General features: G+C 41.4%; 23 protein-coding genes, 1 tRNA gene and 1 other annotated feature. Of the genes, 20 read left to right on the top strand and 4 right to left on the bottom strand.

All coding sequences use genetic code 11. The annotated features are described in order from the left end of the window. Window positions 1-34: 34 nt before the first annotated feature. Both ACE1CI_RS28755 and ACE1CI_RS28750 read right to left on the bottom strand, forming a co-directional pair. On the bottom strand, window positions 35-1,132 hold the full coding sequence (locus ACE1CI_RS28755) for a glycosyltransferase WbsX family protein (RefSeq protein WP_413265700.1): 1,098 nt from the start codon (window positions 1,130-1,132) through the stop codon (window positions 35-37). Window positions 1,133-1,151: 19 nt separating this feature from the next. Further along, complete coding sequence (locus tag ACE1CI_RS28750; RefSeq protein ID WP_413265699.1) at window positions 1,152-2,015, bottom strand: glycosyltransferase family protein; 864 nt, start codon at window positions 2,013-2,015, stop codon at window positions 1,152-1,154. Window positions 2,016-2,238: 223 nt separating this feature from the next. Here ACE1CI_RS28750 and ACE1CI_RS28745 point away from each other — a divergent pair, with 223 nt between their 5' ends. Continuing rightward, on the top strand, window positions 2,239-2,478 hold the full coding sequence (locus ACE1CI_RS28745; RefSeq protein ID WP_413265778.1) for an MFS transporter: 240 nt from the start codon (window positions 2,239-2,241) through the stop codon (window positions 2,476-2,478). 5 nt (window positions 2,479-2,483) lie between these two features. Here ACE1CI_RS28745 and ACE1CI_RS28740 read toward each other — a convergent pair whose 3' ends face one another. After that, a complete protein-coding gene (locus tag ACE1CI_RS28740) occupies window positions 2,484-3,230 on the bottom strand; it encodes a creatininase family protein (protein WP_413265698.1) in 747 nt (248 codons plus the stop codon). A 97-nt stretch (window positions 3,231-3,327) separates the two neighbouring features. Between ACE1CI_RS28740 and ACE1CI_RS28735 the strand changes: the two genes are divergently transcribed. The 18 genes from ACE1CI_RS28735 to rplL all read left to right on the top strand — a co-directional run bounded on the left by ACE1CI_RS28735 (window position 3,328) and on the right by rplL (window position 18,302). Next, window positions 3,328-3,645 carry an ArsR/SmtB family transcription factor gene (locus ACE1CI_RS28735; RefSeq protein ID WP_413265697.1) on the top strand — a complete coding sequence of 106 codons (318 nt, stop codon included), beginning with the start codon at window positions 3,328-3,330 and terminating at the stop codon, window positions 3,643-3,645. Window positions 3,646-3,809: 164 nt separating this feature from the next. Then, window positions 3,810-4,943 carry an ACR3 family arsenite efflux transporter gene (arsB, locus tag ACE1CI_RS28730; protein WP_413265696.1) on the top strand — a complete coding sequence of 378 codons (1,134 nt, stop codon included), beginning with the start codon at window positions 3,810-3,812 and terminating at the stop codon, window positions 4,941-4,943. A gap of 25 nt (window positions 4,944-4,968) precedes the next feature. After that, the gene (gene arsC, locus ACE1CI_RS28725) at window positions 4,969-5,364 is read left to right on the top strand and encodes an arsenate reductase, glutathione/glutaredoxin type (protein ID WP_413265695.1); all 396 of its coding nucleotides are present in this window, start codon (window positions 4,969-4,971) and stop codon (window positions 5,362-5,364) included. Between the two features lie 252 nt (window positions 5,365-5,616). Then, window positions 5,617-6,369: a winged helix-turn-helix domain-containing protein gene (locus ACE1CI_RS28720; protein ID WP_413265693.1), complete on the top strand. Its 753-nt coding sequence runs from the start codon at window positions 5,617-5,619 to the stop codon at window positions 6,367-6,369. An 84-nt stretch (window positions 6,370-6,453) separates the two neighbouring features. Further along, complete coding sequence (locus ACE1CI_RS28715; protein ID WP_413265692.1) at window positions 6,454-7,764, top strand: sensor histidine kinase; 1,311 nt, start codon at window positions 6,454-6,456, stop codon at window positions 7,762-7,764. Between the two features lie 54 nt (window positions 7,765-7,818). Beyond that, window positions 7,819-8,487, top strand: a complete 669-nt coding sequence (gene phoU / locus ACE1CI_RS28710; RefSeq protein ID WP_413265691.1) for a phosphate signaling complex protein PhoU — start codon at window positions 7,819-7,821, stop codon at window positions 8,485-8,487. A gap of 277 nt (window positions 8,488-8,764) precedes the next feature. Further along, on the top strand, window positions 8,765-10,912 hold the full coding sequence (locus ACE1CI_RS28705) for a PhoX family protein (protein ID WP_413265690.1): 2,148 nt from the start codon (window positions 8,765-8,767) through the stop codon (window positions 10,910-10,912). 54 nt (window positions 10,913-10,966) lie between these two features. Next, window positions 10,967-11,548: a Crp/Fnr family transcriptional regulator gene (locus ACE1CI_RS28700; RefSeq protein ID WP_413265689.1), complete on the top strand. Its 582-nt coding sequence runs from the start codon at window positions 10,967-10,969 to the stop codon at window positions 11,546-11,548. Between the two features lie 226 nt (window positions 11,549-11,774). Then, window positions 11,775-13,631 (top strand): iron uptake porin, encoded by a 1,857-nt coding sequence (locus tag ACE1CI_RS28695; RefSeq protein WP_496615882.1) that lies wholly within the window; start codon window positions 11,775-11,777, stop codon window positions 13,629-13,631. A 141-nt stretch (window positions 13,632-13,772) separates the two neighbouring features. Beyond that, on the top strand, window positions 13,773-14,138 hold the full coding sequence (gene rplS, locus ACE1CI_RS28690; protein WP_413265687.1) for a 50S ribosomal protein L19: 366 nt from the start codon (window positions 13,773-13,775) through the stop codon (window positions 14,136-14,138). A gap of 180 nt (window positions 14,139-14,318) precedes the next feature. Beyond that, window positions 14,319-14,391, top strand: a tRNA-Trp gene (locus ACE1CI_RS28685). Between the two features lie 292 nt (window positions 14,392-14,683). Next, window positions 14,684-14,911: a preprotein translocase subunit SecE gene (gene secE, locus ACE1CI_RS28680; protein WP_413265686.1), complete on the top strand. Its 228-nt coding sequence runs from the start codon at window positions 14,684-14,686 to the stop codon at window positions 14,909-14,911. Beyond that, window positions 14,908-15,555: a transcription termination/antitermination protein NusG gene (gene nusG / locus ACE1CI_RS28675; protein ID WP_459564094.1), complete on the top strand. Its 648-nt coding sequence runs from the start codon at window positions 14,908-14,910 to the stop codon at window positions 15,553-15,555. The genes secE and nusG overlap by 4 nt, the downstream gene beginning before the upstream one ends. 8 nt (window positions 15,556-15,563) lie before the next feature. Next, window positions 15,564-15,989, top strand: coding sequence for a 50S ribosomal protein L11 (rplK, locus tag ACE1CI_RS28670; RefSeq protein WP_073591503.1), 426 nt, complete (start codon window positions 15,564-15,566; stop codon window positions 15,987-15,989). Window positions 15,990-16,087: 98 nt separating this feature from the next. Next, window positions 16,088-16,801, top strand: a complete 714-nt coding sequence (gene rplA, locus ACE1CI_RS28665; RefSeq protein ID WP_413265684.1) for a 50S ribosomal protein L1 — start codon at window positions 16,088-16,090, stop codon at window positions 16,799-16,801. A 94-nt stretch (window positions 16,802-16,895) separates the two neighbouring features. Then, window positions 16,896-17,060, top strand: a sequence feature (ribosomal protein L10 leader region). A gap of 26 nt (window positions 17,061-17,086) precedes the next feature. Continuing rightward, window positions 17,087-17,236, top strand: a complete 150-nt coding sequence (locus ACE1CI_RS28660; protein ID WP_413265683.1) for a hypothetical protein — start codon at window positions 17,087-17,089, stop codon at window positions 17,234-17,236. Beyond that, complete coding sequence (gene rplJ, locus ACE1CI_RS28655; RefSeq protein ID WP_413265682.1) at window positions 17,236-17,790, top strand: 50S ribosomal protein L10; 555 nt, start codon at window positions 17,236-17,238, stop codon at window positions 17,788-17,790. The genes ACE1CI_RS28660 and rplJ overlap by 1 nt, the downstream gene beginning before the upstream one ends. Before the next feature lie 113 nt (window positions 17,791-17,903). Continuing rightward, window positions 17,904-18,302 (top strand): 50S ribosomal protein L7/L12, encoded by a 399-nt coding sequence (gene rplL, locus ACE1CI_RS28650; protein ID WP_413265681.1) that lies wholly within the window; start codon window positions 17,904-17,906, stop codon window positions 18,300-18,302. A 343-nt stretch (window positions 18,303-18,645) separates the two neighbouring features. Here the strand turns inward: rplL and ACE1CI_RS28645 are convergent, their stop codons facing one another. Further along, window positions 18,646-20,376: a protein kinase domain-containing protein gene (locus ACE1CI_RS28645; protein ID WP_413265680.1), complete on the bottom strand. Its 1,731-nt coding sequence runs from the start codon at window positions 20,374-20,376 to the stop codon at window positions 18,646-18,648. A 463-nt stretch (window positions 20,377-20,839) separates the two neighbouring features. On the opposite strand from ACE1CI_RS28645, the gene ACE1CI_RS28640 reads away from it, so the two are divergent. Continuing rightward, complete coding sequence (locus ACE1CI_RS28640) at window positions 20,840-26,311, top strand: trifunctional serine/threonine-protein kinase/ATP-binding protein/sensor histidine kinase (RefSeq protein WP_413265679.1); 5,472 nt, start codon at window positions 20,840-20,842, stop codon at window positions 26,309-26,311. Window positions 26,312-26,343: the final 32 nt, after the last annotated feature.

Below are 26,343 nucleotides of genomic sequence, written 5' to 3'. Positions count from 1 at the left end.
GCCCTTTACTTCAATGGAATTTTTAACCCAAACTTTATAGGTTAGTTGCGGATTTAAATGCCCTTAAGGTAGCCTCTAGGTAAGCTTTTCCCCATTTCTGACAAGGTTCTAAATGACAACCTTCTGCCCATTCATTCCAGGCATTTATAAACACAAAATTCTCTTTCGGGTTCCTTGCTGATGATTGTTCAATAACCGTTTTTAACCAATATTCATACATATCGGGAGTTGAATTTTTGAAGATGGCTGCATTAGTTTGGCGGCGGGCTGAATTATCCCACATGGGAGTTACACCGCGAAAATATTTGTGAGAGGGAAGAGGTTTTTGCAACATCTTTTTTACTGTTGCCGGGTAATCAAAAATGAAATTTTCTCGGTATGCTTTATCCCATATTTTTATTTTTTTAGCTAAGCGATCGAGCTTGGTCATTTTCGACATATAGACCCATTGTGGCTGGTACTCTATCGCAGCATCAAAACCTTGCGAAGAGAGCGGTATATTTTCACTATCAAAATTTTCGATTCTACATAAAAAAAGATCTTCAATACCCATCTTTTTTGCTTCTTCTCTCCAAATAGATGTTGTTTGCAGAGGGTTGGGTATTTTTGAAGATCTATAGACAAGAAATAGCGGTTTGCCGTCAATTCTTATATACCTGGGGTCTTGAAATGCTTTAATTAGCGATCGAATATGCTCTCTATCATCTTCAATAGAGTATTTTTGTTCCATTAAAATATGCTTGTTTTTTCCATCCCAAACTCTTGTCCAGTTCTCATTTGCCCAGTTAAGGCAAAAAGGAAAGTCCGGTTTTCCAGAGGCTAAAACTTCATTGAACGGTCTTTCTAAAATACGTTTACCATTGAACCAATAGTGATGGTAACAAAAGCCATATATGCCATAAGCTCTGGCTAATTCAGCTTGAGCTTCCCTGGTTTCTGGTAAACGCAAATCATAAAATCCTAAGTCTGCTGGAATGTGAGGTTGATAATGTTCTGCGAATAAAGGCTTGGCTCTGGTAACATTTGTCCATTCTGTAAACCCTTTCCCCCACCATGCGTCATTTTCAGGAATGGGATGATATTGAGGAAGGTAAAACGCAATGAGTTTTACTTTATTTTGGTTTATCAACATTCCAAATCTACCTTTTATTTTATAGATGTAACGACAATTGTCTGCGAATGGCAAAACTAATCAATCTTGTCGGTGTGCTAGAACCTTGAATCACTGGTATTCGCAAAAATTTACCCAGTAATAAACGAGCTATTCCCTTTAAACGAGCCTGAATTCTGGCAGTTAATAAATTCTCTTTTCCTCCCCTATCTTCAGAGGCATAGAAAGGCAAAAATGCCAGTTTTCTATATAATACATCGGCTCGATGAGTTTTACTCAAACCGTTTTTATAATGTTCTAAATTCGGTAATCCTCCATGTTCCCCATAATTGCGAAATGGAATATAATTTTTTAAGGCTTTTTGCCTGAGAAACTTATCAATATCCGAATCCCAAGATGAGTAGGCATTTGTTCCGTATTTTTGGTTAATTTCTGCTGCTAGTTCTATCAAATATTTTGCTGCTATTGGTGTGACAATATAAGCAACTGTGGAAACCGAAAAGCCTTCAGCATAGCCTTCTTCTGAGACGCTATAAACTTGGGAAGCGCAAGTATATAACCAGGAAATTCCGACATCTTTTTGATGAGGATCGAAGGGTAAGGGAAGTTTACCAAAATCAATTACAGGAACAAAATCCGCTTCAATAATTAAACTTGGTTTGCTTTCCTGAATTGCTTTTTCCCAAGCGCGGCAATGGTTCATTAAGCAAAGATAACTGCGAGAATATGTTTGATATTCTGGCTTGTGTTCCTGTCTGAGAACTTCGTATTGAAACTTTTCTTTACTTAAGATTTCTTCAAGTAATCCAGTTGGTTCTTTGTAGGCAATGATGAAGACTTTGCCGATCGAATCAACAAGCCGATCATATTCAGCTGGTTTGCTGGTAGGAGCGATCCCGTTCATGCTAACGATAAATAAAGCTATTACGAGTATAACCTCGAATAAATAAAGGTCAACCCTGACTTGGCATTTATCTATGGTTTTAAATATCAGTTGAAATCAGAGCTAAATACTACTGACACATTGGTTACATGAAATGTATAAATTAGTTGGATTGCTTGGTAGTATTCAGTATTAATTCAGATTCTTGAAATACTTTTCATAGCAAAAATTATAGAGGGCAGCAATTAACGTATCTAGTTCTACAATGGTTGCTGTTCTAGCTCCCAGGAATAAAGAAGGTTTGGCAATTGGGTTTTATAATGCGATCGTTGGCGCATCTGGTGCTTTAGGTAGTTTGGTGAGTGGATATATAGCGGGTAGCTTTGGATATCCTGCTCTTTTTGGTTTTGCAGCAATTTTAACAAGTTTAACTGCGGTATGTTTCTGGCAATTAGAACCAGTTATGGTTAAAAAAACCGCTTAAAAAATTTACTCAGCATTCAAAAATTCCAAATACCCATTACTTAATTCTTTCACCGCCAAATCATAAAATTGTTTCCCATGTTCCGGTGTCGCTAAAGCAGGATTCGATCCCATTCTGCCATCAGGGTAACGTTTACGAAAATCTACCGCACCATAAATCGCGTGTCCTTTGCCAACCTCTTCTGAAAGTTGCCCTTGTTTAATTGCTTCTGGATAAACAAATTGGGTAACAGCTACTTCGCTAGGTGTGGCGTGAGAACCTTCTCGATCGCCATACAATTCCTTAGCTAATTTATAAACTGAACCACACATAAACCAGTTGGCAACTTGGCATTTTACTTGCTCATGATTCCTCACATTTAAATCCGCTAAATGCGCGTAAGTTTCGGCAAAAGCAGCTTTCATTGTGGCAATATTTCCGCCATGTCCGTTAATAAAATAGAACTTAGTAAATCCGGCTTTGGCTAAACAAGTTACGTAATCTTTAATTAATAGAATCATCGTACTTGGACGCAAGCTAATTGTGCCAGGAAAACCTGTATGATGTAGCGCCATCCCAACATTAATTGTGGGTGCTACCATTGCGTTAATTTCTTCTCCTATACCTTTGGCGATCGCCTCCGCACAAATCGCATCCGTACCAATTAATCCTGTCGGCCCATGTTGTTCTGTGGAACCAATTGGCATAATAATGCCTGTAGACTTTTCTAAATAAGCTTCTACTTCTGTCCAAGTGCTTAAATGTAATAACATTCGCCGTTCTCTCTAGTTCTACAAATTTCATTTTAAAGAAATGTTGCTAAAATTGCCAAAATAAAATTAAGATTAGGTTATGAATTAAAAAAAATTGATGATAGATACAATTACACCCACCCAAATTAGTGCCGGATTTCATGCCTTATCTGACCCTCTGCGCCTACAAGTCATCGAACTTCTGCGGCAAAGAGAGTTATGTGTTTGTGAATTATGCGAACAGCTAGAAGTCAGTCAATCTAAACTTTCTTTTCACCTAAAAACCCTTAAAGAAGCTGGTTTACTACGTTCTCGGCAAGAAGGACGCTGGATTTATTACAGCCTGAATTTGTCTCAATTTGTGGTATTAGAGCAGTATTTGGCAGATTATCGCCGCTTTAGTCCGATCGTTCCCGCCCGTACCTGCCAGGAGTAAAAAGCAATCATCAAGTTTTGTTGAAATGTACTTGACAAATCAATTTTTTTTGAAATGATGGATAGTACGGGAAAGCGTTTGGGCAGAAAGTCTAGGTTTTAGATGATAAATTCTGACTCGAATGCTTCATCCCTACATTGATTGGGGGATGGACATTTAAACTAATGGCTGGAAATACGAAGAAAGTAGAAGCGGGTAGCAACCTCAGCTTCTTTGAAAAATATCTAACTGTTTGGGTGTTTTTGTGTATCATTGCTGGCATTATTTTAGGAAGAGTTTTTCCGAAAATAGCTGTTACCTTAGATGCGATGAGCATTTATCAGGTATCAATTCCGATCGCCTTATGCTTATTTTTCATGATGTATCCCATCATGGTAAAAATTGACTTTACCCAAGCAGCAAATGCCATCAGAGCACCCAAACCTGTAATTTTAACTTTAGTAGTCAACTGGTTAATTAAACCATTCACAATGGTAGTGTTTGCCCAATTCTTTTTAGGTTGGTTATTTCGCCCCTTAATTACCGGAACCGAAATAATTAGAGGAGTAGAAGTTCCCCTAGCAAATTCTTACATTGCCGGAGCGATTTTATTAGGAATTGCCCCTTGTACAGCAATGGTTTTAATGTGGGGATATCTCTGTTACGGAAATCAGGGGCATACTTTAGTAATGGTAGCAGTAAACTCCTTAGCGATGCTGTTTTTATATGCACCTTTAGGGAGATGGTTACTAGCAGCAAATAACTTAGTTGTCCCTTGGGAAACCATAGTTTTATCAGTGATAATTTATGTAGGTTTACCATTAGCAGCAGGGATGTACAGCCGCTATTGGATTTTGAAACATAAAGGTAAAAGGTGGTTTGAAGAGAAATTTTTGCATTATCTGGGTCCGATCGCAATCACCGCCCTGTTACTTACCTTAGTATTGCTATTTGCTTTCAAAGGCGAACTAATAGTTAACAATCCCTTGCACATTTTGTTAATAGCCGTTCCCCTGTTCATTCAAACCAACTTCATATTTTTGATTAGCTACGTAGCCGCCTTAAAAATGAATCTTGCTTATGAAGATTCAGCACCAGCAGCATTAATTGGCGCAAGTAATCATTTTGAAGTTGCGATCGCCACAGCAGTCACATTATTTGGGTTAAATTCCGGTGCAGCATTAGCCACAGTAGTAGGAGTTTTAATTGAAGTACCAGTAATGTTAATGCTGGTAGAAATTTGCAAAAAAACCGCATTTTGGTTTCCGCGAGAACCGGAAAAAGCAACTTTGTACGATCCTCGTTGTTTGAAAATGTAAGAGTATTTAGAGAAAGAAATAAATCATGAAAAAAGTGATGTTTGTTTGCCAGAAAAACTCGGCGCGATCGCAAATGGCAGAAGGATTTGCAAAAACAATAGGAAAAGGCAAAATAGCCGTTACCAGTTCCGGCTTAGAAGCAAGCGTTGTGAACCCAAACGCAATAGAAGTAATGTCAGAAATTGGCATAGATATTACCGCTCAAACATCCAAAGCCTTAAGTGATTTTCAAGCCGAAGATTACCATGCAGTAATTTCCTTATGTGGTTGTGGAGTCAACTTACCAGAAGAGTGGGTATTAAGAGAAATATTTGAAGATTGGCAACTCGAAGATCCCGCAGGCAAATCAAAAGAAACCTTTCAAATTGTACGAGATCAAATCAAAGAAAGAGTAACCAACCTAGTAGAAAAACTAAGTTAAATCAATAATGAAACAGATGAACACAGAAGACAGAAATCAAAACAACATCTGCGTTCATCTGCGTTTATCTGCATACCCTACGGGAAGGCTACGCCTACATCTAGGTATTATCAGCATTGGCTACCTTTTCAACGCTTTATTTTAGCTTCAGCTTTATTGAGGAAATCTAGAAATTTCCGCTGCTTTCTACCTATAAGGACACCGATCGCGCTATCGTTTGGAAGGAACAAGTCTGCACAAACTTCCTCAATCATGTTTTCCCTTGAGATAACACCAAATCAATCAGGAACCGAAATCGGTCAAAAGAGACGCATCCTAGTAGTAGAAGACGAAGACTTGATTCGTGAAATGCTAGTCATGGCGTTACAGGAACAAGACTACGAAGTACTCACCGCAGCTGACGGACAAAAAGCCGTTAGTATCCTGCAAAACGCCAGCAACGAAACCGGAGAATCATTCATTGACCTAGTAGTGTTAGACATCATGCTACCCCTAGTCAATGGACTAGATATTTGTCGGTTACTCCGTCGCCAAGGTAATCCAGTCCCCATATTAATACTCAGTGCCAAAGGCAGCGAAACCGATCGCGTATTAGGCTTAGAAGTAGGCGCAGACGACTACCTAACCAAACCCTTCAGTATGCGGGAATTTGTCGCCCGTTGTCGTGCATTACTCCGTCGTCAACGCCTCAGCGGATTAACACAGCCAGCAATGTTGCAGTATAAGGACATTACACTCTATCCCCAAGAATGTCGTGTCTTACTGCGGGGAGAAGAAATCAACCTTGCCCCCAAAGAATTCCGCATCCTAGAATTATTTATGAGCTATCCTCGGCGCGTGTGGTCGCGAGAACAGTTACTTGACCAAGTTTGGGGGCAAGATTTTGTTGGTGATAGTAAAACCGTTGATGTCCACATTCGTTGGATGCGGGAAAAATTGGAAAAAGATCCTAGTCGCCCAGAATACATTATTACCATTCGCGGATTTGGTTATCGGTTTGGGTAGTTGTTAATTGTTAGTGATTGGGTTGATAGTTGATTATGTGGTTAGTAGATGTTTATCATTGGTCGCTAGCCACCGATCGCGCAAATGGCTATTGTTGAATTTCTGGCTGGTTTATTAATAGGATTGGTAATTGCCTTGTTCTGGCGAATGCGCTTTAATCAACGCTTAAAGCAATTATTGCTATCCCTGCAAGTACCTGGTACTGACTCAGCCTTACCGCTAATCTCTCGTTTGCGTCGGGGAGTAACTTTAGTAAATCAACATCGCCAACTACTAGAAAGCGAAATCCAAACTTGGCAACAAATTTTGCAACTAGCACCCAGCGGCTTTCTCATGGTAGATGAAGAAAATCAGCTGATTTGGTGTAACGAAGAAGCAAGGCAGATGTTAAACCTAGACAGGTGGGAACCTGGACAAGTACGCTTGCTACTAGAGTTAGTCCGTTCTTACGAACTCGACGTATTAATCGATCAAACTCGCCACCAACAGCAACCAATCAAGCAAGAATGGGTATTTCATCCCACATACTCCAACGCAGAAGCAGGAGAATATCAAGAACGTCTCAAACCCAAATCCCTCACCCTGCGAGCCACCAGTTTACCTTTATCAAATGGGCGAGTTGGAGTATTCTTAGAAAATCGTCAAGCTTTAGTCGAACTTTCCCAAGCACAGGATCGCTGGGTGTCTGACTTAGCACACGAACTGAGAACGCCCTTAACCTCAATTCGTTTAGTAGCAGAAGCTTTGCACGATCGCCTAGAACCACCTTTAAGCCGTTGGGTAGAACGATTACTCCCAGAAGTCAATCGGCTGATCAACTTGGTACAAGATTGGTTAGAACTGAGTCAACTAGAAACCGACTCTAGCAATAAGCTGCGCCGTCAACCCTTAGAATTACACTCATTGATAAATTCCGTCTGGCAAAGTTTAGAACCTTTATACACTGCCAAAAAGCTTACTTTGAATTATTTTGGCCCAGAAACCCTACAAATGGAAGCCGATGAGTCTCGTTTGCACCGAGTCTTTTTAAACATTCTCGATAACAGTATTAAATATAGTCCAGAAGCCGGAGAAATAAAAGTTGAAATTAACATCTATCCAAAGATAGAAATTCCCCAATTAGTAGAGATTAATATTATAGATTGTGGCCCCGGATTTCTCGAATCAGATTTACCTTATGTTTTTGAAAGACTTTACCGAGGAGATCCTTCGCGCAAAAGGGAAGCAACATCTTCTACAGAACAGGAAAGCACGATAAAATCTAGTACAACAGGTAGTGGTTTGGGTTTAGCGATCGTTCGCCAAATCATCCTAGCTCACGGTGGTTCTGTCACCGCCAAAAATCACCCCCAAACAGGTGGCGCTTGGCTCAAAATAGAATTACCTTATGAATAATCTCTAAAAGTTTAAAATTTGCATATTCACACCTTATTTGGTAGATAAATTAAGGTGAACTCCTCCCCTTTCAACCCTCCACCCGAACGCATCAACTTTGAGCGCAGTCTCAGGCGCTTAGAACGTGATGTCTTACGAATGGGCGCATTAGTAGAACAATCTTTCCGTCTCTCCCATCAGTCCCTATTTAACCGCGACTTAGCCGCAGCAGAAGCAATACCCTTACTCGATAAACAAGTTGACCAACTCTACCGCCAAATAGAATTAGACTGTGCTGCCCTTATCACGTTACAAGCACCAGTAGCCCAAGACGTGCGCCTCTTAAGCGCTTATATGCAACTAGTCCGAGATTTAGAACGAATCGGCGACTACGCCAAAGATTTAGCCGAAATTTCTATCAAACTATTTCCCTACCCACCTCACGCCTACTTATCAGAAATCGCAGCTATGTCCCACCAAGCTCAAGCCATGTTAGCCATGAGCTTAGTAGCCTTAGCCGACTTAGACGCAGAAGCCGGAAGAAGAGTCAAACAACAAGATGATGTAGTAGATATTGCCTACGAAACCTTTTACCAACGCCTAGCCGGACAACGCGACATCAAAGGCGTAGTCGAACCAATCCTATTACTAGTCTTAGTCATCCGTCACCTAGAACGTATGGCAGATCACGCCACCAACATCGGTCAAAGAGTAGCATACATCGTCACCGGACATCGCTCTTGATGGGGGACTGGGGACTCTTGACTGGGGACAAGGAGACAAGGAGACAAGGGGACAAGGGGACAAGGGGACAAGGGGACAAGGAGACAAGGGGACAAGGGGACAAGGGGATTTTTACCTTCTGCTCCTCTGCCCCTCTGCCCCTCTGCCCCTCTGCCCCTTGCTGCTTAACCTGAAGATTACCAAATCCTTACTTGCCCCTAAACTAGGAGACATACAATAAGGGGCGCAGTTATAATTTTTTGCTAGCCCTGCTCATTCGATTAACTGATTTTTGATTATGAAACTAAAACGCCGCGACTTCCTGTTATTTTTAGGAGCGGGTGCTGCCACAGTAGCTCTAGGTACATATCTTGTTAAGCAGAAAAAAAGTATTTTGAGTGGCATTGGCTTTCAACCAGTAAAAGGGCCAATGCCTCTAGAAACTCAAGAAATTCCAGTAGCACAACAAATCGCAGATTTTAGTAAGTACGAAGTAGCCGATGACCTCGTATTACCAGAAGGTTACACCTACGATATTGTCGGCGCTTGGGGAGATAAAATTGGTGATTCTCGGTTTGGTTACAACAATGATTATTTATCTTTTGTAGAAACTGGTAAAGATGAAGGCTATTTAACGATTAACTTTGAATATATTAGTGCTGTACCTTGGTTTCAAACCTTCGAGAAAGTCATATCCAAAAAATTACCTACAGATGAGATCCAAGCTGCCTTGAAAGAAACAGGGAAAAACGGAATTAATGCTTTTGTTTTACCGCCAGAACAGGCAGAATTAAAAGCAAAAATACAACAAATTTCGGAAGAAGCTTTAATCGATCAAGGAATTGGGATTATTTCAATTCGCAAAAATGCTGAAGGAAAATGGGAGAGAACAAACTCTGCGGCTGACCGTCGAATTACCGGAATTAGTGGTTTAAAAGATGGTAAATATTTAGATGTAAGTGGCCCCGGTGTGTTGGTTTTTAAGAAAAAAACTGGGCAAGGTTATGTGGATAATTTAGGGGCAAAAATTATTGGTACTTTTGCTAATTGTGCTGGGGGGACAACTCCTTGGGGTACAGTTTTAAGCGCGGAAGAGAACTTCCAAAATCAAGTACCAGAACCAGTTTATGCTGATGGAACTTCCTTTGACCCAAGCGAAAAACAATTTGCGATCGGAGAAGGCGAATTGAACGGGCAAGGAAATGTACTGGGATTAGCTGGTAACAAATATGGCTGGATTGTAGAAGTCGATCCAGCAAATCCGAAAGATTACGGGATTAAACATACTTGGTTAGGGCGTTACAGACATGAAGCTGTAGGAGTTAGAGCACAAGCGGGTAAAAGAGTGGCGTTTTATTCGGGGTGCGATCGCAGAGGCGGACACCTGTATAAATTCGTCAGCACAGGCAAAGTCCAAGACCCCAAAGACAAAGCCAACTCCAACCTCCTGCGTTACGGAATGCTCTACGCCTCCCAATTTAACCCCGATGGCACAGGCAAATGGATACCACTACAACCAAGTACTCCGGTAAACCCCGTTTTGCCCAGCAACTTGGTTGAGGGACTCGTACCCCTACCCAAACGTCCCACAGGCGGCATCTACGAAGCCAAATCAGACGCAGAAATAGCCAATTTCAAACAAACTTTCAAAACCTTGGGCGACCTCTACATTGGCACTCCAGAGGAAAAACAAGGCGCAATTCTCATCGATGCCCACTTTGCCGCTAACGCCGCTGGTGCCACCTGTACCGCCCGTCCCGAAGACACAGAAATTGCCCCAGATGGTTCTTTATATATTACATTTACCTCTGGTTCTCCAAGTGGAGATGGTGCCCCAGACAAACGCATTTTTAAAGGGCCAAAAGGCGAAACTCCTTGGGAATATGGTTGGATAATGCACTTAATAGAAGATGAAAATCAACCAGATGCTTTAACATTTGGGTGGAAAATGTTAGCTGTAGGCGGAGAACCAATAGCAGGTGGCGCAGGTTTTTCTAACCCAGACAATATCGCGATCGACAACAATCAAAATGTCTGGATGGTAACAGATATGTCCACCGGAAAACATAATAATCCTAAAGATAAAGATGGTGTTGGTTCCTTTGGCAATAATTCGATTTGGTTTATTCCCACTACTGGCGATAATGCTGGTAATGCTTATCTATTCGGAATCGGACCAATGGAATGCGAAACCACCGGGCCATTTTTCACTCAAGATCAACAAACTTTATTTCTATCGGTACAACATCCCGGAGAAATGTACGGAATTAGGCAAAATTCCACTGCCCAAACTCGCGAATTTACTATGCACGCAACCAATGGAGAAAAATTCAGCCAAACTCGCAATATTCCCATTGGTTCTAATTGGCCGGGAAAAGCGGTCAATGACCCACCAAAACCTGCGGTGGTTGCCATTCGGCGCTTAGATGGTCAACCCATTGCCTAGTAGGTAATCACTTATCAATATCATCAACCAAGTATCCCTTACCCCCTAGAATCTATGTTAATTTCTGTGCCTACATCTGTAAATTCTACTCCTCTCAAACAGCTAACGTTTAGCCGTTATGACCTATTAACATTACAGCCTGATATTTTGTGGAAAATTGAACGGGGAGTTGTCCGTACTTTAACTTGGAGTGAAGACGGAAAACCAATTATTTTAGGATTTTGGGGTTCAGGAGATATTGTTGGGAAACCTTTAACTAACTTGGAGCCTTATCAAATAGAATGTTTAACTAGTGTTGAGGTGAATTTGCTCCCAAGCAATATTTGGTATCAATATATCGATGCAGCGATCGCTCATATTAGACTGAGTGAAGAATTGCTAAATATCGTTCATTGTAGACCTGTTCCTTCCCGCTTATTACAACTACTAGATTGGTTAGCGCGAAAATTCGGTCGCGATGTGGAACAAGGAAAACTAATAGAGATACCTTTGACCCATCAAGCTCTTTCCGAAGCAATTTGTACAACTAGAGTCACTGTCACCAGACTCCTGAAACAATTTGAAGAGGAAGAAATTTTAAAGCGTCATGGTCGTTATTTGGTTTTGTGCCAGCCAGTACAGAAGTTGAAATCTTAAACTTAGAATAGATTGTTAAAGTAGCAGGAGCATAATCCTCATTTGTGCTACCTTAAGTACTGGTAATATATGCCACTTATTTTAGTTATACATTGTTGATGCAGTAAGGTGTAATGTGTAGCTAAAATTAAGTATAAAAATCGAAGTGGAACAGTTGGCGATCGGTTGAAGTCAAAAAATATGGCGACTCTCCGAAAAGCAAAAACTAGGTGTGAGGATAGCAAAAATGTCAAGAACCCTTTGGCACACTCTTAAACTGAGTCCTGCCGTATTAAGTGCCGTAATTATTGCAGCTAATGGAGCAGTAGCAGCAGAAAATACAGCCAAGCCGCTGTTTAAAGACAATAGGGCTGTGACTGACACGCCTGTGGGAACCGCTACAAATCTATTAAATACTGAACTAGCTGCCTTACCATTATCTGATGTAAGCTCCGACTCGCCAAACCAGGAGCAAGTAGCACAGAACACAGAGCTCCAAAATGAGCCAGCAGGTAACAATACGCTACAGCAAATCGACCAATACAGCCAAGAACCTGTTTCCCCTGTCCAAAGCAGTCAAGGAACTCAGGGAACAGAAGGTTTAGATCAAGTAACTTCTGTTTCCCAACTGCGGGACGTACAACCAACAGATTGGGCATTCCAAGCATTACAATCCTTAGTGGAGAGATACGGTTGTATTGAAGGTTATCCCGATCGCACCTACCGAGGCAACCGCGCCATGACTCGTTACGAGTTCGCCGCAGGTTTAAATAGCTGTTTAGATCGGATTCAAGAATTAATTGCTTCATTGCCTCAAGGCGTAAGTAGAGAAGACTTAGACCGTTTGCGCCGTTTACAAGAAGAGTTCGCCGCTGAACTAGCTACCCTGCGCGGTCGTGTAGATGCTTTAGAAGCCAGAGTCACAGAAGTAGAAGCTAATCAGTTTTCTACCACAACCAAACTCAGAGGTGAAGTAATCTTCGGTCTGGCTAGCGTTTTTGGTGATGATAGAGCAGTTCCCTCTCGTCAACCACAGACTTTTCGCGGTTTAGAAGATAACCCCATTTTAGGCTACCGGGCACGCCTCAACTTTGATGCAAGCTTCTCTGGCAAAGATTTATTAAGAGTACGTTTGCAAGCTCGTAACATGACTCAGTTCGATGGAAATGTTACCGGAACCAGCATGACTCGTCTAAGTTATGACGGTAACACTAATAATAGCATCGAGCTAGATGACTTGTACTATCGCTTCCCCATTGGTAAGAATGCCAGGGTTTGGTTAATTGCTAACAGTGGTGAGTTTAACGATGTGGTTAACACTATTCACCCCGGTTTTGACAACAGTGCTACAGGATCGATTTCCCGGTTTGGACGATTCAACCCGATATACCAGATCGTAAACACTACCACTAGTGCTGGGGCAGTACTTAACTTAGACTTTGGCGCATTAGGTCTAGATGTCGCTTACTTGGTTCCCAGAGCTAGCAACCCCTCTGACAAAAATGGGTTGTATGATGGGGAATTCGGTGCATTGGCACAGTTAGTTCTATTCCCCAAAGGCAACTTTAATATAGGCTTGACTTACGTCCGCTACTACGCACCTGGAAACAGAGTAAACCTTACGGGTAGCACAGGAAGTGGTTTTGCTCAAAGACCTTTTGGTAATGTTGCCACAGAGTCTAATTCTTTTGGCGGGCAACTAAACTGGAGAATTGCTAAGGGCTTTCAGCTTTCCGGCTGGGTCGGCTACACTATGGCTGAGGCTAAAACTGGAAATTTCCGGGGAGCCAATGCTGATGTGATCAACTACTCGGTGAGTCTGGGTTTCCCAGATTTCGGTGCTAAGGGCAACTACTTAGGATTATTGGCTGGTGTGCCACCTAAAGTTACCGAAAATGATTTAGATGGCTCTTTCAGAAATTTGGCTAATGTGCCAAATCGGGAAGATAAGGATACTTCCTACCATTTGGAAGCTTTCTATCGCATTAGACTGAGCAACAATATTTCAGTTACTCCCGGTGCGTTTGTGATCCTCAACCCAGAACATAACGATCGCAATGACACCACTTGGGTAGGAACAATTCGGACTACCTTTAGTTTCTAAGGGCCGCAGAAATTACAGAAACATTGTAGAGACGTTGTATACAACGTCTCTACAATGTTTTGTGGAAATTTCCTTATTGCCAATTGACCAAAAATTAGAAATCGAGGTAGGATAATAAATTGTGTGTTTATTTGAAAAGCTATGCACGCGCAAGAAGTTATCCGATCGATTGAAGAGTCATATTTGAAAAAGGATCTGCCGCAAATCTATGTCGGCGATACAGTCAAAGTTGGCGTAGTGATTCAAGAAGGCGGCAAAGAACGGACACAGCCTTATGAAGGGGTGGTGATTGCCAAGCGTAATGGTGGGATTAACGAAACCATTACAGTGCGCCGAGTTTTCCAAAACGTAGGTGTAGAACGGGTGTTTTTACTCCATTCTCCCCGGATTTCCAGCATTAAGATTATCCGTCGTGGTGACGTGCGTCGGGCTAAATTGTATTATCTGCGCGATCGCGTTGGTAAAGCTACTCGCCTGAAACAGCGTTTCGATCGACCCACCACTTAAGAGATCGGGAAATGGGGAGATGGGGGGATGAGGAGATGGGGAGATTTTTTTGGCGATCGCCTTTAACTACACTCCAAAAGTTGAGGAGGTAATTTGCGAAAAATTTATAGCAAACCAACTCATTTTGCGCTAGACTAAGATAATGCAATGGAAAAACAGCCAGGGCAGACTCACAAGTAAGCGCTCTTAGTTCAGTTGGTAGAACGCAGGTCTCCAAAACCTGATGTCGGGGGTTCGAGTCCTCCAGGGCGCGTAGTTAACCCAGATTTTATAGAAGCGTCTGGGTTTTTTATTGTGAGTAGCCCGGATAAGTCAGCCTGGATTAGCGGAAAATTCCCGAAAATGTGCCTAATTTCTCCCCGATTCGGGAAAATACAGAGCTATGGTGATTCAGGCAAACACAATATAAAATGGTAGTTTGAGTGGTCAGTGAGGAATAGCACTCTTAAACAGAAGCCATAAAACTCAGAAATGATGATTTTAGGAGTTTTGGCAAGGTTTTAAGAAGTCTGTAAATCAAAAGAAAAACGGGGGAATGAAGGAACGTGGCGAAAAAAGGTGAAGCAGAAACGACTGAAGAAAAACAAGCTGGGTTTAGCGCCGTCAAGTTTTTACAAGGAACCAAAGAAGAACTAGATAAGGTAGTTTGGCCTAGTAGACAGCAGTTGATCAGCGAATCCGCTGCGGTCATTTTAATGGTGATTCTCTCGGCACTTTTGATTTATCTAGTAGACAGCTTTTTTGCTTGGGGATCGGCAAGGGTTTTTGGATGAGTGTTATGACAGACGAACCAGACGATCGCGAACTCCAAGAAGCAGCAGCGGACGCAGGATTATCCGAAGAAGACTTTCATAAAGGACTTCGGTGGTATGCTGTGCAGGTAGCTTCTGGCTGTGAAAAGCGCGTCAAAACCAACCTGGAACAGCGCATCGAAACATTGGATGTGGCTGATCGAATTTTTCAAATAGAAATTCCTCAGACACCTGCTGTCAAAATTCGCAAAGATGGCAGCAGACAGCACAGCGAAGAAAAAGTTTTCCCCGGCTACGTGCTAGTGCAAATGATCATGGATGATGAAAGCTGGCAGGTTGTCAAAAACACACCAAATGTGATTAACTTTGTCGGGGCAGAACAAAAACGCCGCTATGGAAGGGGTAGAGGTCACGTCAAACCATTACCACTTAGTCATGGTGAAGTCGAAAGAATCTTCAAGCAAGCACGCGAGCAAGAGCCTGTCGTCAAAATCGATATGGCTGTGGGAGACAGAATCATCGTCCTTTCAGGGCCATTCAAAGACTTTGAAGGTGAAGTGATTGAAGTCAGCCCTGAGCGTAGCAAGCTAAAGGCGTTACTATCAATCTTCGGGCGGGATACGCCTGTGGAATTGGAATTTAATCAGGTTCAAAAACAAAGCTAACGAAATAGATGGCGAAAAAAGTTGTAGCAATGATCAAGTTGGCCTTGAATGCAGGCAAGGCCAATCCAGCCCCTCCTGTCGGCCCAGCACTGGGTCAGCATGGGGTGAATATTATGGCGTTTTGCAAAGAGTATAACGCCAGAACTGCCGATCAAGCTGGGATGGTGATCCCGGTAGAAATTTCGGTTTATGAAGATCGCAGTTTTACTTTTGTGCTGAAAACTCCTCCTGCTTCGGTTTTAATTACTAAAGCAGCAGGAGTAGCTAAAGGTTCAGATCAACCTAATCGGAAGAAAGTTGGCTCCATTACCAGAGCGCAACTGCGGGAAATTGCCCAAACTAAATTGCCTGACTTGAATGCGAATGACATTGATGCGGCAATGAATATCGTGGAAGGCACAGCCCGGAATATGGGTATTACGGTTACAGATTAGGATTGGCTCTTAAATTCCGATTAGCCAAGTGGCAAATTTTTTGTTAACTATATCGGGGGAGAAGGAAGACTTCGTGAGTTACCCCAGGAGATAAGCAGGTGAAAAAAGTATCGCGCAGACTTCAAGAACTGCGGAAAAAAGTTGAAGAAAGACCTTATCAGCCGTTGGAAGCGCTGACTCTGTTAAAAGAGACAGCAACGGCAAAGTTTCCAGAGTCAGCAGAAGCTCATATTCGCTTGGGTATTGACCCAAAGTATGCTGACCAACAACTACGGACAACTGTGGTACTGCCCAAAGGAACTGGTCAAACAGTGCGGGTAGCTGTAATTGCTCGTGGGGAAAAGGTAACGGAAGCGAGTAATGCAGGTGCGGATGTAGTGGGTTCGGAAGAGTTGATCGACGAAATCCAAAAAGGTAGAATGGATTTTGATAAGCTGATCGCTACCCCAGATGTGATGCCGCAGGTGGCAAGACTAGGTAAGTTGCTAGGCCCGCGTGGTTTGATGCCGTCGCCAAAAGGTGGTACAGTAACTTTTGATTTAGCAGCTGCGATCGCAGAGTTCAAAGCTGGTAAACTAGAATTTCGTGCCGATCGAACTGGGATTGTTCATATCCTATTTGGAAAAGCAACGTTCTCAGCAGAAGATTTGCTGGTGAATTTGAAGGCGTTACAAGAGACGATCGATCGGAACCGTCCTTCAGGTGCTAAAGGTCGTTATTGGCGGACTGTATACGTATCTTCTACAATGGGGCCTTCGATCCTAGTGGATATTAATGCCCTACGGGATTTAAAAATGACTGAAGCAGCTTAATTGGTCGTTGGTCATTGGTCAGGGGTGATTGGTAAGTTTTAGATTACTCATTACTTAAAGACAAATGACAAATAACAAATGACATAAGACCAAAAAAACTGAATAGGTATAGCCAATGACAGCAGGTGCTTTGTGGCTTAATTTCCTGCCGAGGTGAACGCCTTCTAGCTTTTCTGTTTGCTACAGATCGAGTGGCAAATTGCAGAAAAATATGCTAAGCGTGACCCCGGCTGAGTAGCTGGGGTCTTTAAGTTGGTGAGGATATTTAATTGAGATCTTCGAGCAGTGGAGGTAGAACCTCCAAGACCTCGTTCCCAGGTTCAACCAGGGAACGAGAAACAGAGGCTCCGCCTCGTGGTGCAAGAACGAGAAACAGAGGCTCCGCCTCGTGGTGCAAGAACTCAGTTTAAACCGGAAAAGGAGGTGAAAGGATAATGGGTAGAACAAGAGAAAGCAAAGATGCGATTATCACCGAACTCAAGGAAAGCTTGAGTGAATCCCAATTGGCACTTGTCATCGACTACCAAGGGCTATCCGTTGCGGAAATTACTGATTTGCGGCGGCGCTTGCGCCCAAAAGGTGCTAGTTGCAAGGTGACAAAAAACACCTTGATGGGGATTGCCGTTGATGGTGATACCAAGTGGCAACCGATGGAGGAGTTCCTGAAGGGTTCCTCAGCGTTCCTGCTGGTTAAAGATGACTTTGGTGGCGCAATCAAAGCTTACCAGGACTTCCAAAAGGCGACCAAGAAGACAGCACTTCGCGGTGGTGTACTCGATGGTAAAGCTTTGAGTGAAGCTGATGTCAAAGCGATCGCAGATTTGCCATCCAAGGAACAACTCATGGCACAAATTGCTGGTGCTTTAAATGCCGTGACCGCAAAAATTGCGATCGGAATCAACGAAGTTCCTGCTTCTGTTGCGCGTGGTTTACAAGCTTACGCCGACAAAGACAAAGAAAGCAATGGTGCTTCCACCGAAGCAGCTTAGTTATTCGTAATTCGTCATTAGTTTTGAGTTATTCATCTAACCCAATGACAAATGACTAATAACAAATGACTAACAACCAATGACCAAATTTAGTTAATTTTTAGGAGTTTACAATGTCTGCTACAACCGATGAAATTTTGGAAAAACTAAAAGGCTTAACACTGTTAGAAGCTGCTGAATTAGTTAAGCAAATTGAAGAAGCTTTTGGTGTTAGTGCTGCTGCTCCTGCTGGTGGCATGATGATGATGGCTGCTCCTGGTGCTGGTGCCGCTGCTGCTGCTGAACCAGTAGAAGAACAAACCGAATTTACTGTAACTTTGGAAGAAGTTCCTGCTGATAAGAAGATTGCAGTTCTGAAGGTAGTTCGTGGTATTACTGGCTTGGGTCTGAAGGAAGCTAAAGATTTAGTAGAAGCTGCTCCTAAACCTATTCAAGAAAATGTCAAGAAAGAAGTAGCTGAAGACACCAAGAAGCAAATAGAAGAAGCTGGCGGTAAGGTTAGTATCAAGTAATCTTTGTAATTTTCAGCTTTCTATCATCTGAGTCCCATTGGGACTCTTTTTTTTATGGCTATTGGTTTTAGGTGAGGGACTGGAGATTGGGGGACAAGGGGATAAGGGGACAAGGAGAATTAAGTTTTACTGAGATCTTGCACCTGTCGTTTTAGCCCACCTGCGAATCAATTCGCAGGCTAATAGCTCAACTCCACTAAAGTGGACTGAAAGAGAATTGAAAGTATTTAGTCCTGTTTAGAGGACTTTCGCTATGAGCCTGGGACTTGAGTCCCAGGCGGATTTTGGCACTGGTGCAAGATCTGAGTTTTACCTTGCCCCTGCGATCCGAGAGTTCCCCTGCTCATTTCAAGTCGGCATCCCAAATCGCAATGTAAATTTGATCTTTCTCATCCCTTGTAATTTCGCCTTTTAAAGAACCACTTGTAAAACTTTGTCTTCTCGACTGTCGTTGATAGACTCTTTCGAGTTTTCGGTTGACTTCTTCCCCACCGCTACCTAAGAGTAAATCGTCTGTTGTTTTTTGAATTAGTTGAAGGTCTACCGATTGGTTAAAGGCGATTTCAGTTTCGCGAATCACCCGACTTTGGGGATCGTATAAATAACCCAAGCTGACTTGACCTGGTAAAAAATCAGTATAACTGACGGCGCGAGTATTCCATTGTCCTCTTTTATCGAATGTTTCTGGGCCCAAAGCTTGTTTAACAGCACTAATCGGCGTACCAACGGGAAATGCGGGAATCTCCTGCTGTACCTGCGTGGGAGTACTGGTTGGTGCTGGTTCGGTTGGGGTTGGTGTTGGGGAAGGCGTTTCAGTAGCTTCTGGAGTTGGTACGGTTTCGGGTGAAAAGGTTGGTGAGGGGGAAGGGGAAGGCGTAAATACTACTGGCGGTTCGACGGTACGAGTCGGCGCTGGTGTGGGGGAAGGCGTGAATACTACTGGCGGTTGTGGGTTACGAGTGGGTACTGGTGCGGGGGAAGGCGCGAACACTTCTGGTGGTTCCGGTTCTGGGGTACGAGTCGGCGCTGGTGCGGATTCCGGTTTGATTGCTTGTTCTGGCGCTGGAGTGCGAGATTTCGCCAGCACAATGCCGAGAATAGATGCTGCGAGTATACCTGCTGCGATCGCCACTTTCACCCCGATTCCCCAACCAGAAGCGGTGCTGGGTACAGCAACAGTTTGTCTAGATCCTCTTCCGGGGGAAACGGCTACGGTTGCCTGTTGGGAGAGATTGTTGGGATTGACGGGGGTGGGGGAAGTTTGTAGGGCATCGAGCATTTGACGGGCGGTAGAATAGCGATCGCCAGGAAGGGATTTGGTCGATCGATCCAAAACTGCTGCTAAGTTGGGGTTAATATTTGCTGCATATTGATGCCAAATCAACTCATCTGTTTTAGGGTCAATCGGTAATTCTTGGGGCATTTTTCCCGTGAGCAAATAGATAGCGGTTAACCCTAAACTATACAAATCGCTAGAGTAAATTGGTTTACCAGCGGCTTGTTCGACAGACATAAATCCTGGCGTTCCAATTACCATTGAATTAGTCGGATTGCCTTGAGAATTTACTGTCGTCGTCATAGTTTCTTTGAGTGCGCCAAAATCAATTAATACGGGTTTGTTATCCCGTTGACGCAAAATTATATTGTCCGGTTTAATATCTCGATGAATAATGCCTTGACTATGAATAAAATCGAGGACTGGTAGAAGATCGATGAGGATTTTTTGGACAGTGCGATCGCTTAATTTTCCTTGTTTTTCTATTTTTTCGCTTAAAGTTTCTCCGTCAATGAATTCTTGCACTAAATAAAACTCTTGATTTTCTTCAAAGTAAGCGTATAACTGCGGAATTTGAGCGTGAGATTCGCCCAGTTTTTCTAAAATAGTTGCTTCTCGCTGAAAACGCTGTTTGATTAACTGATAAACTTGGGCGTTTTGTGCGATCGGTTTAAGTTGCTTGATTACGCAGCGACGGCGAGAAGGTAAATGAGTATCTTCTGCTAAAAAAGTATGACCAAATCCACCAGCGGCGAGCGATCGAATAATTTGATAACGATTGTTCAAAAATGTTTGCATAATAGTACTTTGCTAACTTTAATTGATTTATTTTTAGCAATTTTATTTCTCTGGGAACTCTAACTTTGGATTTAAAACCGCAGATATAAGATTATACTAATTGTTCACTTAGGTCTTTTCCTTCTGCTGCTATTAATAGTTTAATATCAATTGTTACAGATTAATCTCCGCATCCTCCTTTCTGGGTGTCCTCGCGCCGCAAACTTAAAGAGAAAAGAGTTCTAGCAAAAGTCCCAAATCTTGTTTTTGTATCATAGATATTCACAGATGTAGGCGCAGTCTTCCGGTAAGGTACACAAATGAACACAGATGATATTGGTGAATACCGACTTTTGCAAGAGATTTAAACAAGAAATCTCTATGCTCAGTGCCCAACACTAGGAAGCCGGATTTTGACCAGTATATAATATTTGTGGTGCTGTGGTTCACACAATAACTGGTTCTTTCAGGACAACAAACAATCGTGTTAAATACTCCACCCGAAATCGCAGGATATCAAATTACTGAACAAATTTATGCTGGATCTAGAACATTTGTCTATCGAGCTATCCGCAAAATTAATTCTCAAAGGGTGATTATCAAAGTTTTACAAAAAGAATATCCAAGTTTTAGCGAATTAGTTCAGTTTTACAACCAATATACTATCACTCGTAATTTACACATCGCCAATATTATTAAACCTTACAGTTTGGAACCTTATAAAAATGGCTATGCTTTAGTGATGGAAGACAACGGTTTTATCTCCCTCGCTCAATTTATTGAAACAGCGCCTCTTAGCTTAGACCAATTTTTGTCGATCGCCATTCAACTTACCGATACATTGCATCACTTACACAGAGAAAGAGTAATTCATAAAGATATTAAACCAGCTAATATTTTAATAAATCCCAATAACTTACAAGTCCAAATCATAGACTTTTCGATCGCTTCTTTATTACCCAAAGAAAGCCAAGAAATTCAAAATCCCAACGTTCTTGAAGGTACGTTAGCTTACATTTCGCCCGAACAAACTGGACGCATGAATCGAGGGATAGATTACCGCAGCGATTTCTATTCTTTGGGCGTTACTTTCTTTCAATTGCTAACTGGACAATTACCTTTTCAAGCTGAGGAAGCAATAGAATTAGTTCATTGTCATATTGCCCAAAAACCTCCGAATTTGCAAGAGTTAAATCCGCAAATTCCCACTGTATTGTCAGATATTGTGCTGAAACTGATGGCGAAAAATGCGGAAGATCGATATCAGACTGCTTTAGGAATTAAGCATGATTTGGAAATTTGTTTGCAGCAACTTGAATCTACAGGGGAAATTAGTAATTTTACTATTGGAAAAGGCGATTTGTCAGACCGTTTTATCATCCCGGAAAAACTATATGGTCGGCAAACTGAGGTAGAAACTTTATTAAATGCTTTTGAAAGAGTTGCTACAGGCAAAACAGAATTGATGCTGGTAGCGGGATTTTCTGGGATTGGCAAAACCGTAGTTGTCAATGAAGTTCATAAACCGATCGTCCGACAACGAGGTTATTTTATTAAAGGTAAATTTGACCAATTTAATCGCAATATTCCCTTTAGTGCTTTTGTCCAAGCTTTTCGAGATTTAATGGCACAATTACTGAGTGAAAGCGATACTCAACTGCAAAAATGGAAAGAGAAAATATTGCAAGCATTGGGAGAGAATGGACAAGTTATTATTGAAGTAATTCCCGAATTAGAATGTTTAATTGGCAAGCAACCAGCAGTAATTGAACTATCAGGAAGTGCTGCTCAAAATCGCTTTAATTTGTTGTTCCAAAAGTTCGTGCAAGTATTTACTAGCGTTGAGCATCCATTAGTAATATTTTTGGATGATTTACAGTGGTCGGATTCAGCATCACTTAAACTATTACAATTGCTAATGAATGATGGTGGTTATTTGTTAATTATCGGTGCTTATCGGGATAACGAAGTGTCACCTGTTCATCCATTTATGCTGACACTAAATGAACTGATAAAAACTGGAGCTATGGTGAATACAATAACACTAAAGCCTTTGAGTCAGGGAGATATTAATCAGTTAGTGGCAGATACATTGAGTTGCGATCGCACAATAGCCCAACGCTTCACTGAATTAGTATATCAAAAAACCAAAGGAAATCCATTTTTTACTACTCAATTTCTCAAGGCATTGTATGAAGACAAATTTATCCAATTCAACGCTGATTTTGGCTATTGGCAATGTGATATTACAGAAATTCAAAAGCAAAGTTTAACCGATGATGTGGTTGAGTTCATGGCGCAACAATTGCAGAGATTGCCATTAGAAACTCAAGAAGTATTGAAAAAAGCAGCTTGTATTGGAGCTACATTTAATTTGCATACTTTGGCGATCGTTTCCCGTCAATCAGAAGTAGAAACAGCACAGGTTTTATGGAGAGCATTACAAGAAGGATTAATTGTTCCTCTGAATGAAACCTACAAGTTTTTTACTGCTAATTTAGGGGATTCAGAAACAACCCAAACTACTGCGGTTACTTATCGATTTTTGCACGATCGCGTTCAGCAAGCTGCCTATTCTATGATTCCTGAACAAGATAGAAGAAAGGTTCATTATGAGATTGGCAAATTGCTGCTTGAAGAAATTTCTGCAAGTGCGATCGAAGAGCAAAGTTTTGCCATAGTCAATCAATTGAATTATGGAACACAGCTAATTACAGACCAAACAAAACGTGATGAACTAGCAGAAATTAACTTTTTAGTTTGTCGCAAAGCTAGAACTGCTACCGCCTATCAAGCTGCTCGTGAATATGCGGAAATCGGGCTAAATTTGCTAGGTAGTGAAGCTTGGGAAAGACAGTATGAAATGACCTTGAAATTGCACGAACTCGGCGCAGAAGTAGCGGCACTTTCCGGCGAATTTGAGTTAATGAATAAGTGGATTGATGCAGTAATCGATCGCGCCAAAACTCCCCTAGAACAAGTAGGCGTTTACACCGTAAAAATTCAAGCATTGTCATCACAAAATAAGCTTTTAGAAGCAATGAATATTGGTCTATCAATTCTCAAAGAATTAGGATATGACTTGACTGCTCAACCCACTTCCAAAGATATTTTGCAGGCGGTGCAAGAAATTAAAAAATTGATTGGCGATCGACCAATTGAAGAGTTATTTGATCTGCAAGCAATGGAGGATGCCGAAAAGCTTGCCACGATGCAGATTGCTGCAAGTATCATGCCAGTTTGTCATCAAGCTGGTTCACTTTTGTTGCTGCTACTAATTGCCTTACAAGTAAAGTTATCGATCCAGTATGGTAACAGCCCAATTTCACCTTATAGCTATGCAACTTATGGCATTCTGCTTAACAATTTTCTCGATGATGTGACGACAGCAAATCGATTTAGTCATTTAGCTAATCGAATAGTTTGTGAAGCAGATCCGCAAAATATTCGCCCGGAAACTTTTATGGTAATTGGTGGTTTTTTACACCATCGCCAGTATCATTTGCGAGAGACTTTGACGATTCTTGAAGCTGGTTATCAACTCGGATTAGAAGCTGGCAAATTAGAATATGTCGGATATAACGGGATTGAATTTAGTTTCAATGCTTACTGGTGCGGTCAACTTTTGGCGGAACTAGAACCTAAAGTCCACACCTATCGTCAACAATTGTTAGAACTCAATCAGCTGAAAACAGCAGACTATTGTTTAATTGTTTGGGAAGCAACGGTATTTCTATTAGGTAATCCAGACAAAATAGAGATTTCGTTAGAAAATGTTGAGGATGAAGAGAAGCTATTTTCGCAGTTACTTTCCTTTAATGATTTGACTCGATTAGTAATGTTTTATATGCACAGAGCGATGTTGAGATTTCTGTTAGGAGATGTCGATCGAGCTTTGGCTGATATTAATCGACTCAAACCTCATATAGCAGGAGTTGCGGGAATGGTTTACGAAGTAGGCTTTTATTTCTACGACTCTTTGATTAGTCTTGCTAGTATTTCTCAGTCGAATACTGAGTTAGAAATCCAACAGCAAAGAGTTCAAGAAAATCAAACTAAATTACAACTTTGGGCAACCCACGCTCCGATGAATTATTTGCATAAATGGCAGTTAGTCGAAGCGGAAAGATATCGCGTTTTAGGGCAGAAATTAGAAGCTCTAGAAATGTACGATCGCGCCATTTCAGGAGCTAAAGAAAACGGCTACATCCAAGAAGAAGCTTTAGCTAATGAACTAGCAGCTAAATTTTATCTTGATTGGGGTAAAGAGAAATTTGCGACAGGCTATATCCAAGAAGCTTATTATTGCTATTCTTGTTGGGGTGCCAAAGTTAAAACAGATCATCTAGAGAAATGCTATCCCCATCTTCTTGCACCCATATTACAGAGACAACGAAATAAAATATCCCTGAAAGACACCCTGGATTTAAATACCGAACAATCATCAAATTCTTTCATAAAAACTGTCCAAATAACTCTATCTAACGGCAGTGATAATATATCCGATCCCCTGGATTTCGCTACTATTCTTAAAGCATATCAAACCCTTTCCAGTGAAATTAAACTAGAGCAATTGCTGGCAAATTTAGTGCAAATTGTTATGGAAAATGCTGGTGCAGATAAATGTGCTTTAATTTTACTGAAAGACGAACATTTAGTTATAGAAGCAACGGCTGTTTTAGCCGCCAATAAAAAATCAATCCAAGCAAGTTTGCTGCAATCAATCCCCGTAGAGTCAAGCCCAGATATTCCTATTTCTCTGATTAACTATGTATCTCGTACTAAGGAAACTTTAGTAATTGATGATGCAATGACTAAAGCTTCTTTAGCTTCTGATGCGTATATTCAAAAGCAACAACCCAAGAGTTTATTGTGTAATCCCATCATTAATCAAGGAAAATTAATTGGGGTTCTCTATTTAGAAAATAGCTTAACTTATGGAGTATTTACACGCCGTCGCCTGCAAATAATCAACATCCTGACTTCCCAAGCAGCTATCTCCCTGGAAAAGGCTAACCTTTATCGCAAATTAGAGGAATATTCCTTTACACTGGAGCAAAAAGTCGAAAACCGCACCCAAGAATTAAGAGAAAAAGCAAGCCAATTAGAAGCAACTCTGCAAGAACTTTATTCAACTCAATCTAAACTGATTCAAACGGAAAAAATGTCTGGTTTGGGGCAGTTAGTTGCAGGAATAGCTCATGAAATTAATAATCCAGTTAACTTTATTTACGCCAATGTTACTTATGCTAATGAATATATTACAGCTTTAATTGAGTTGATTGAGTTATACCAAAAATTTTATCCTCAACCCCTAGCAGAAATTCAAGCCAAAATAGACGATATAGACCTAAGATTTATTGTTTATGATTTGCGAAAACTGTTAGCTTCAATGGAGATGGGGAGCGATCGCATCCGCCAAATAGTCAATTCTTTGCGGAACTTCTCCCGCTTAGATGAAGCAGAAATTAAACCTGTAGATATTCATTCAGGAATTGATAGCACGCTCTTGATTTTGCAGCATCGACTAAAAGCTAATGGTCAACAGCAAGAAATTCAAGTAATTAAAAAATATGGTAAATTACCTTTAGTCAAGTGTTACGCATCAGCACTCAATCAGGTGTTTATGAATATTCTGAGTAATGGCATAGACTCTTTGCGAGAATGTGAAGAAAATGGCTCTCTATTAAACAAAAAACCTACTATTACAATTCAAACTTCGATTAATGATTCTCAGCAACTAGTAGTTAGAATTGCTGATAATGGTATGGGAATGGACAAGTCAGTATTAAACAAAATATTCGATCCCTTTTTTACGACAAAACCTGTGGGAAGTGGAACAGGTTTGGGATTATCAATTAGCTATTCGATCGTAGTGGAAAAACATCAAGGTAAGTTAAGCTGTATTTCCGCACCAGGCGAGGGCGCAGAATTTGTAATTGAAATTCCTATTTAATGTGATTTATCAGAGTTTTTCCCAATCCCCAA

The sequence above is a fragment of the Floridaenema flaviceps BLCC-F50 genome (genome assembly GCF_041929275.2).
In the GTDB taxonomy this organism is placed as follows: Bacteria; Cyanobacteriota; Cyanobacteriia; order Cyanobacteriales; family Aerosakkonemataceae; genus Floridanema; species Floridanema flaviceps.
The sequence above is the reverse complement of the archived record's forward strand: the minus strand, read 5'-3'. Positions and strand labels throughout refer to the sequence as shown.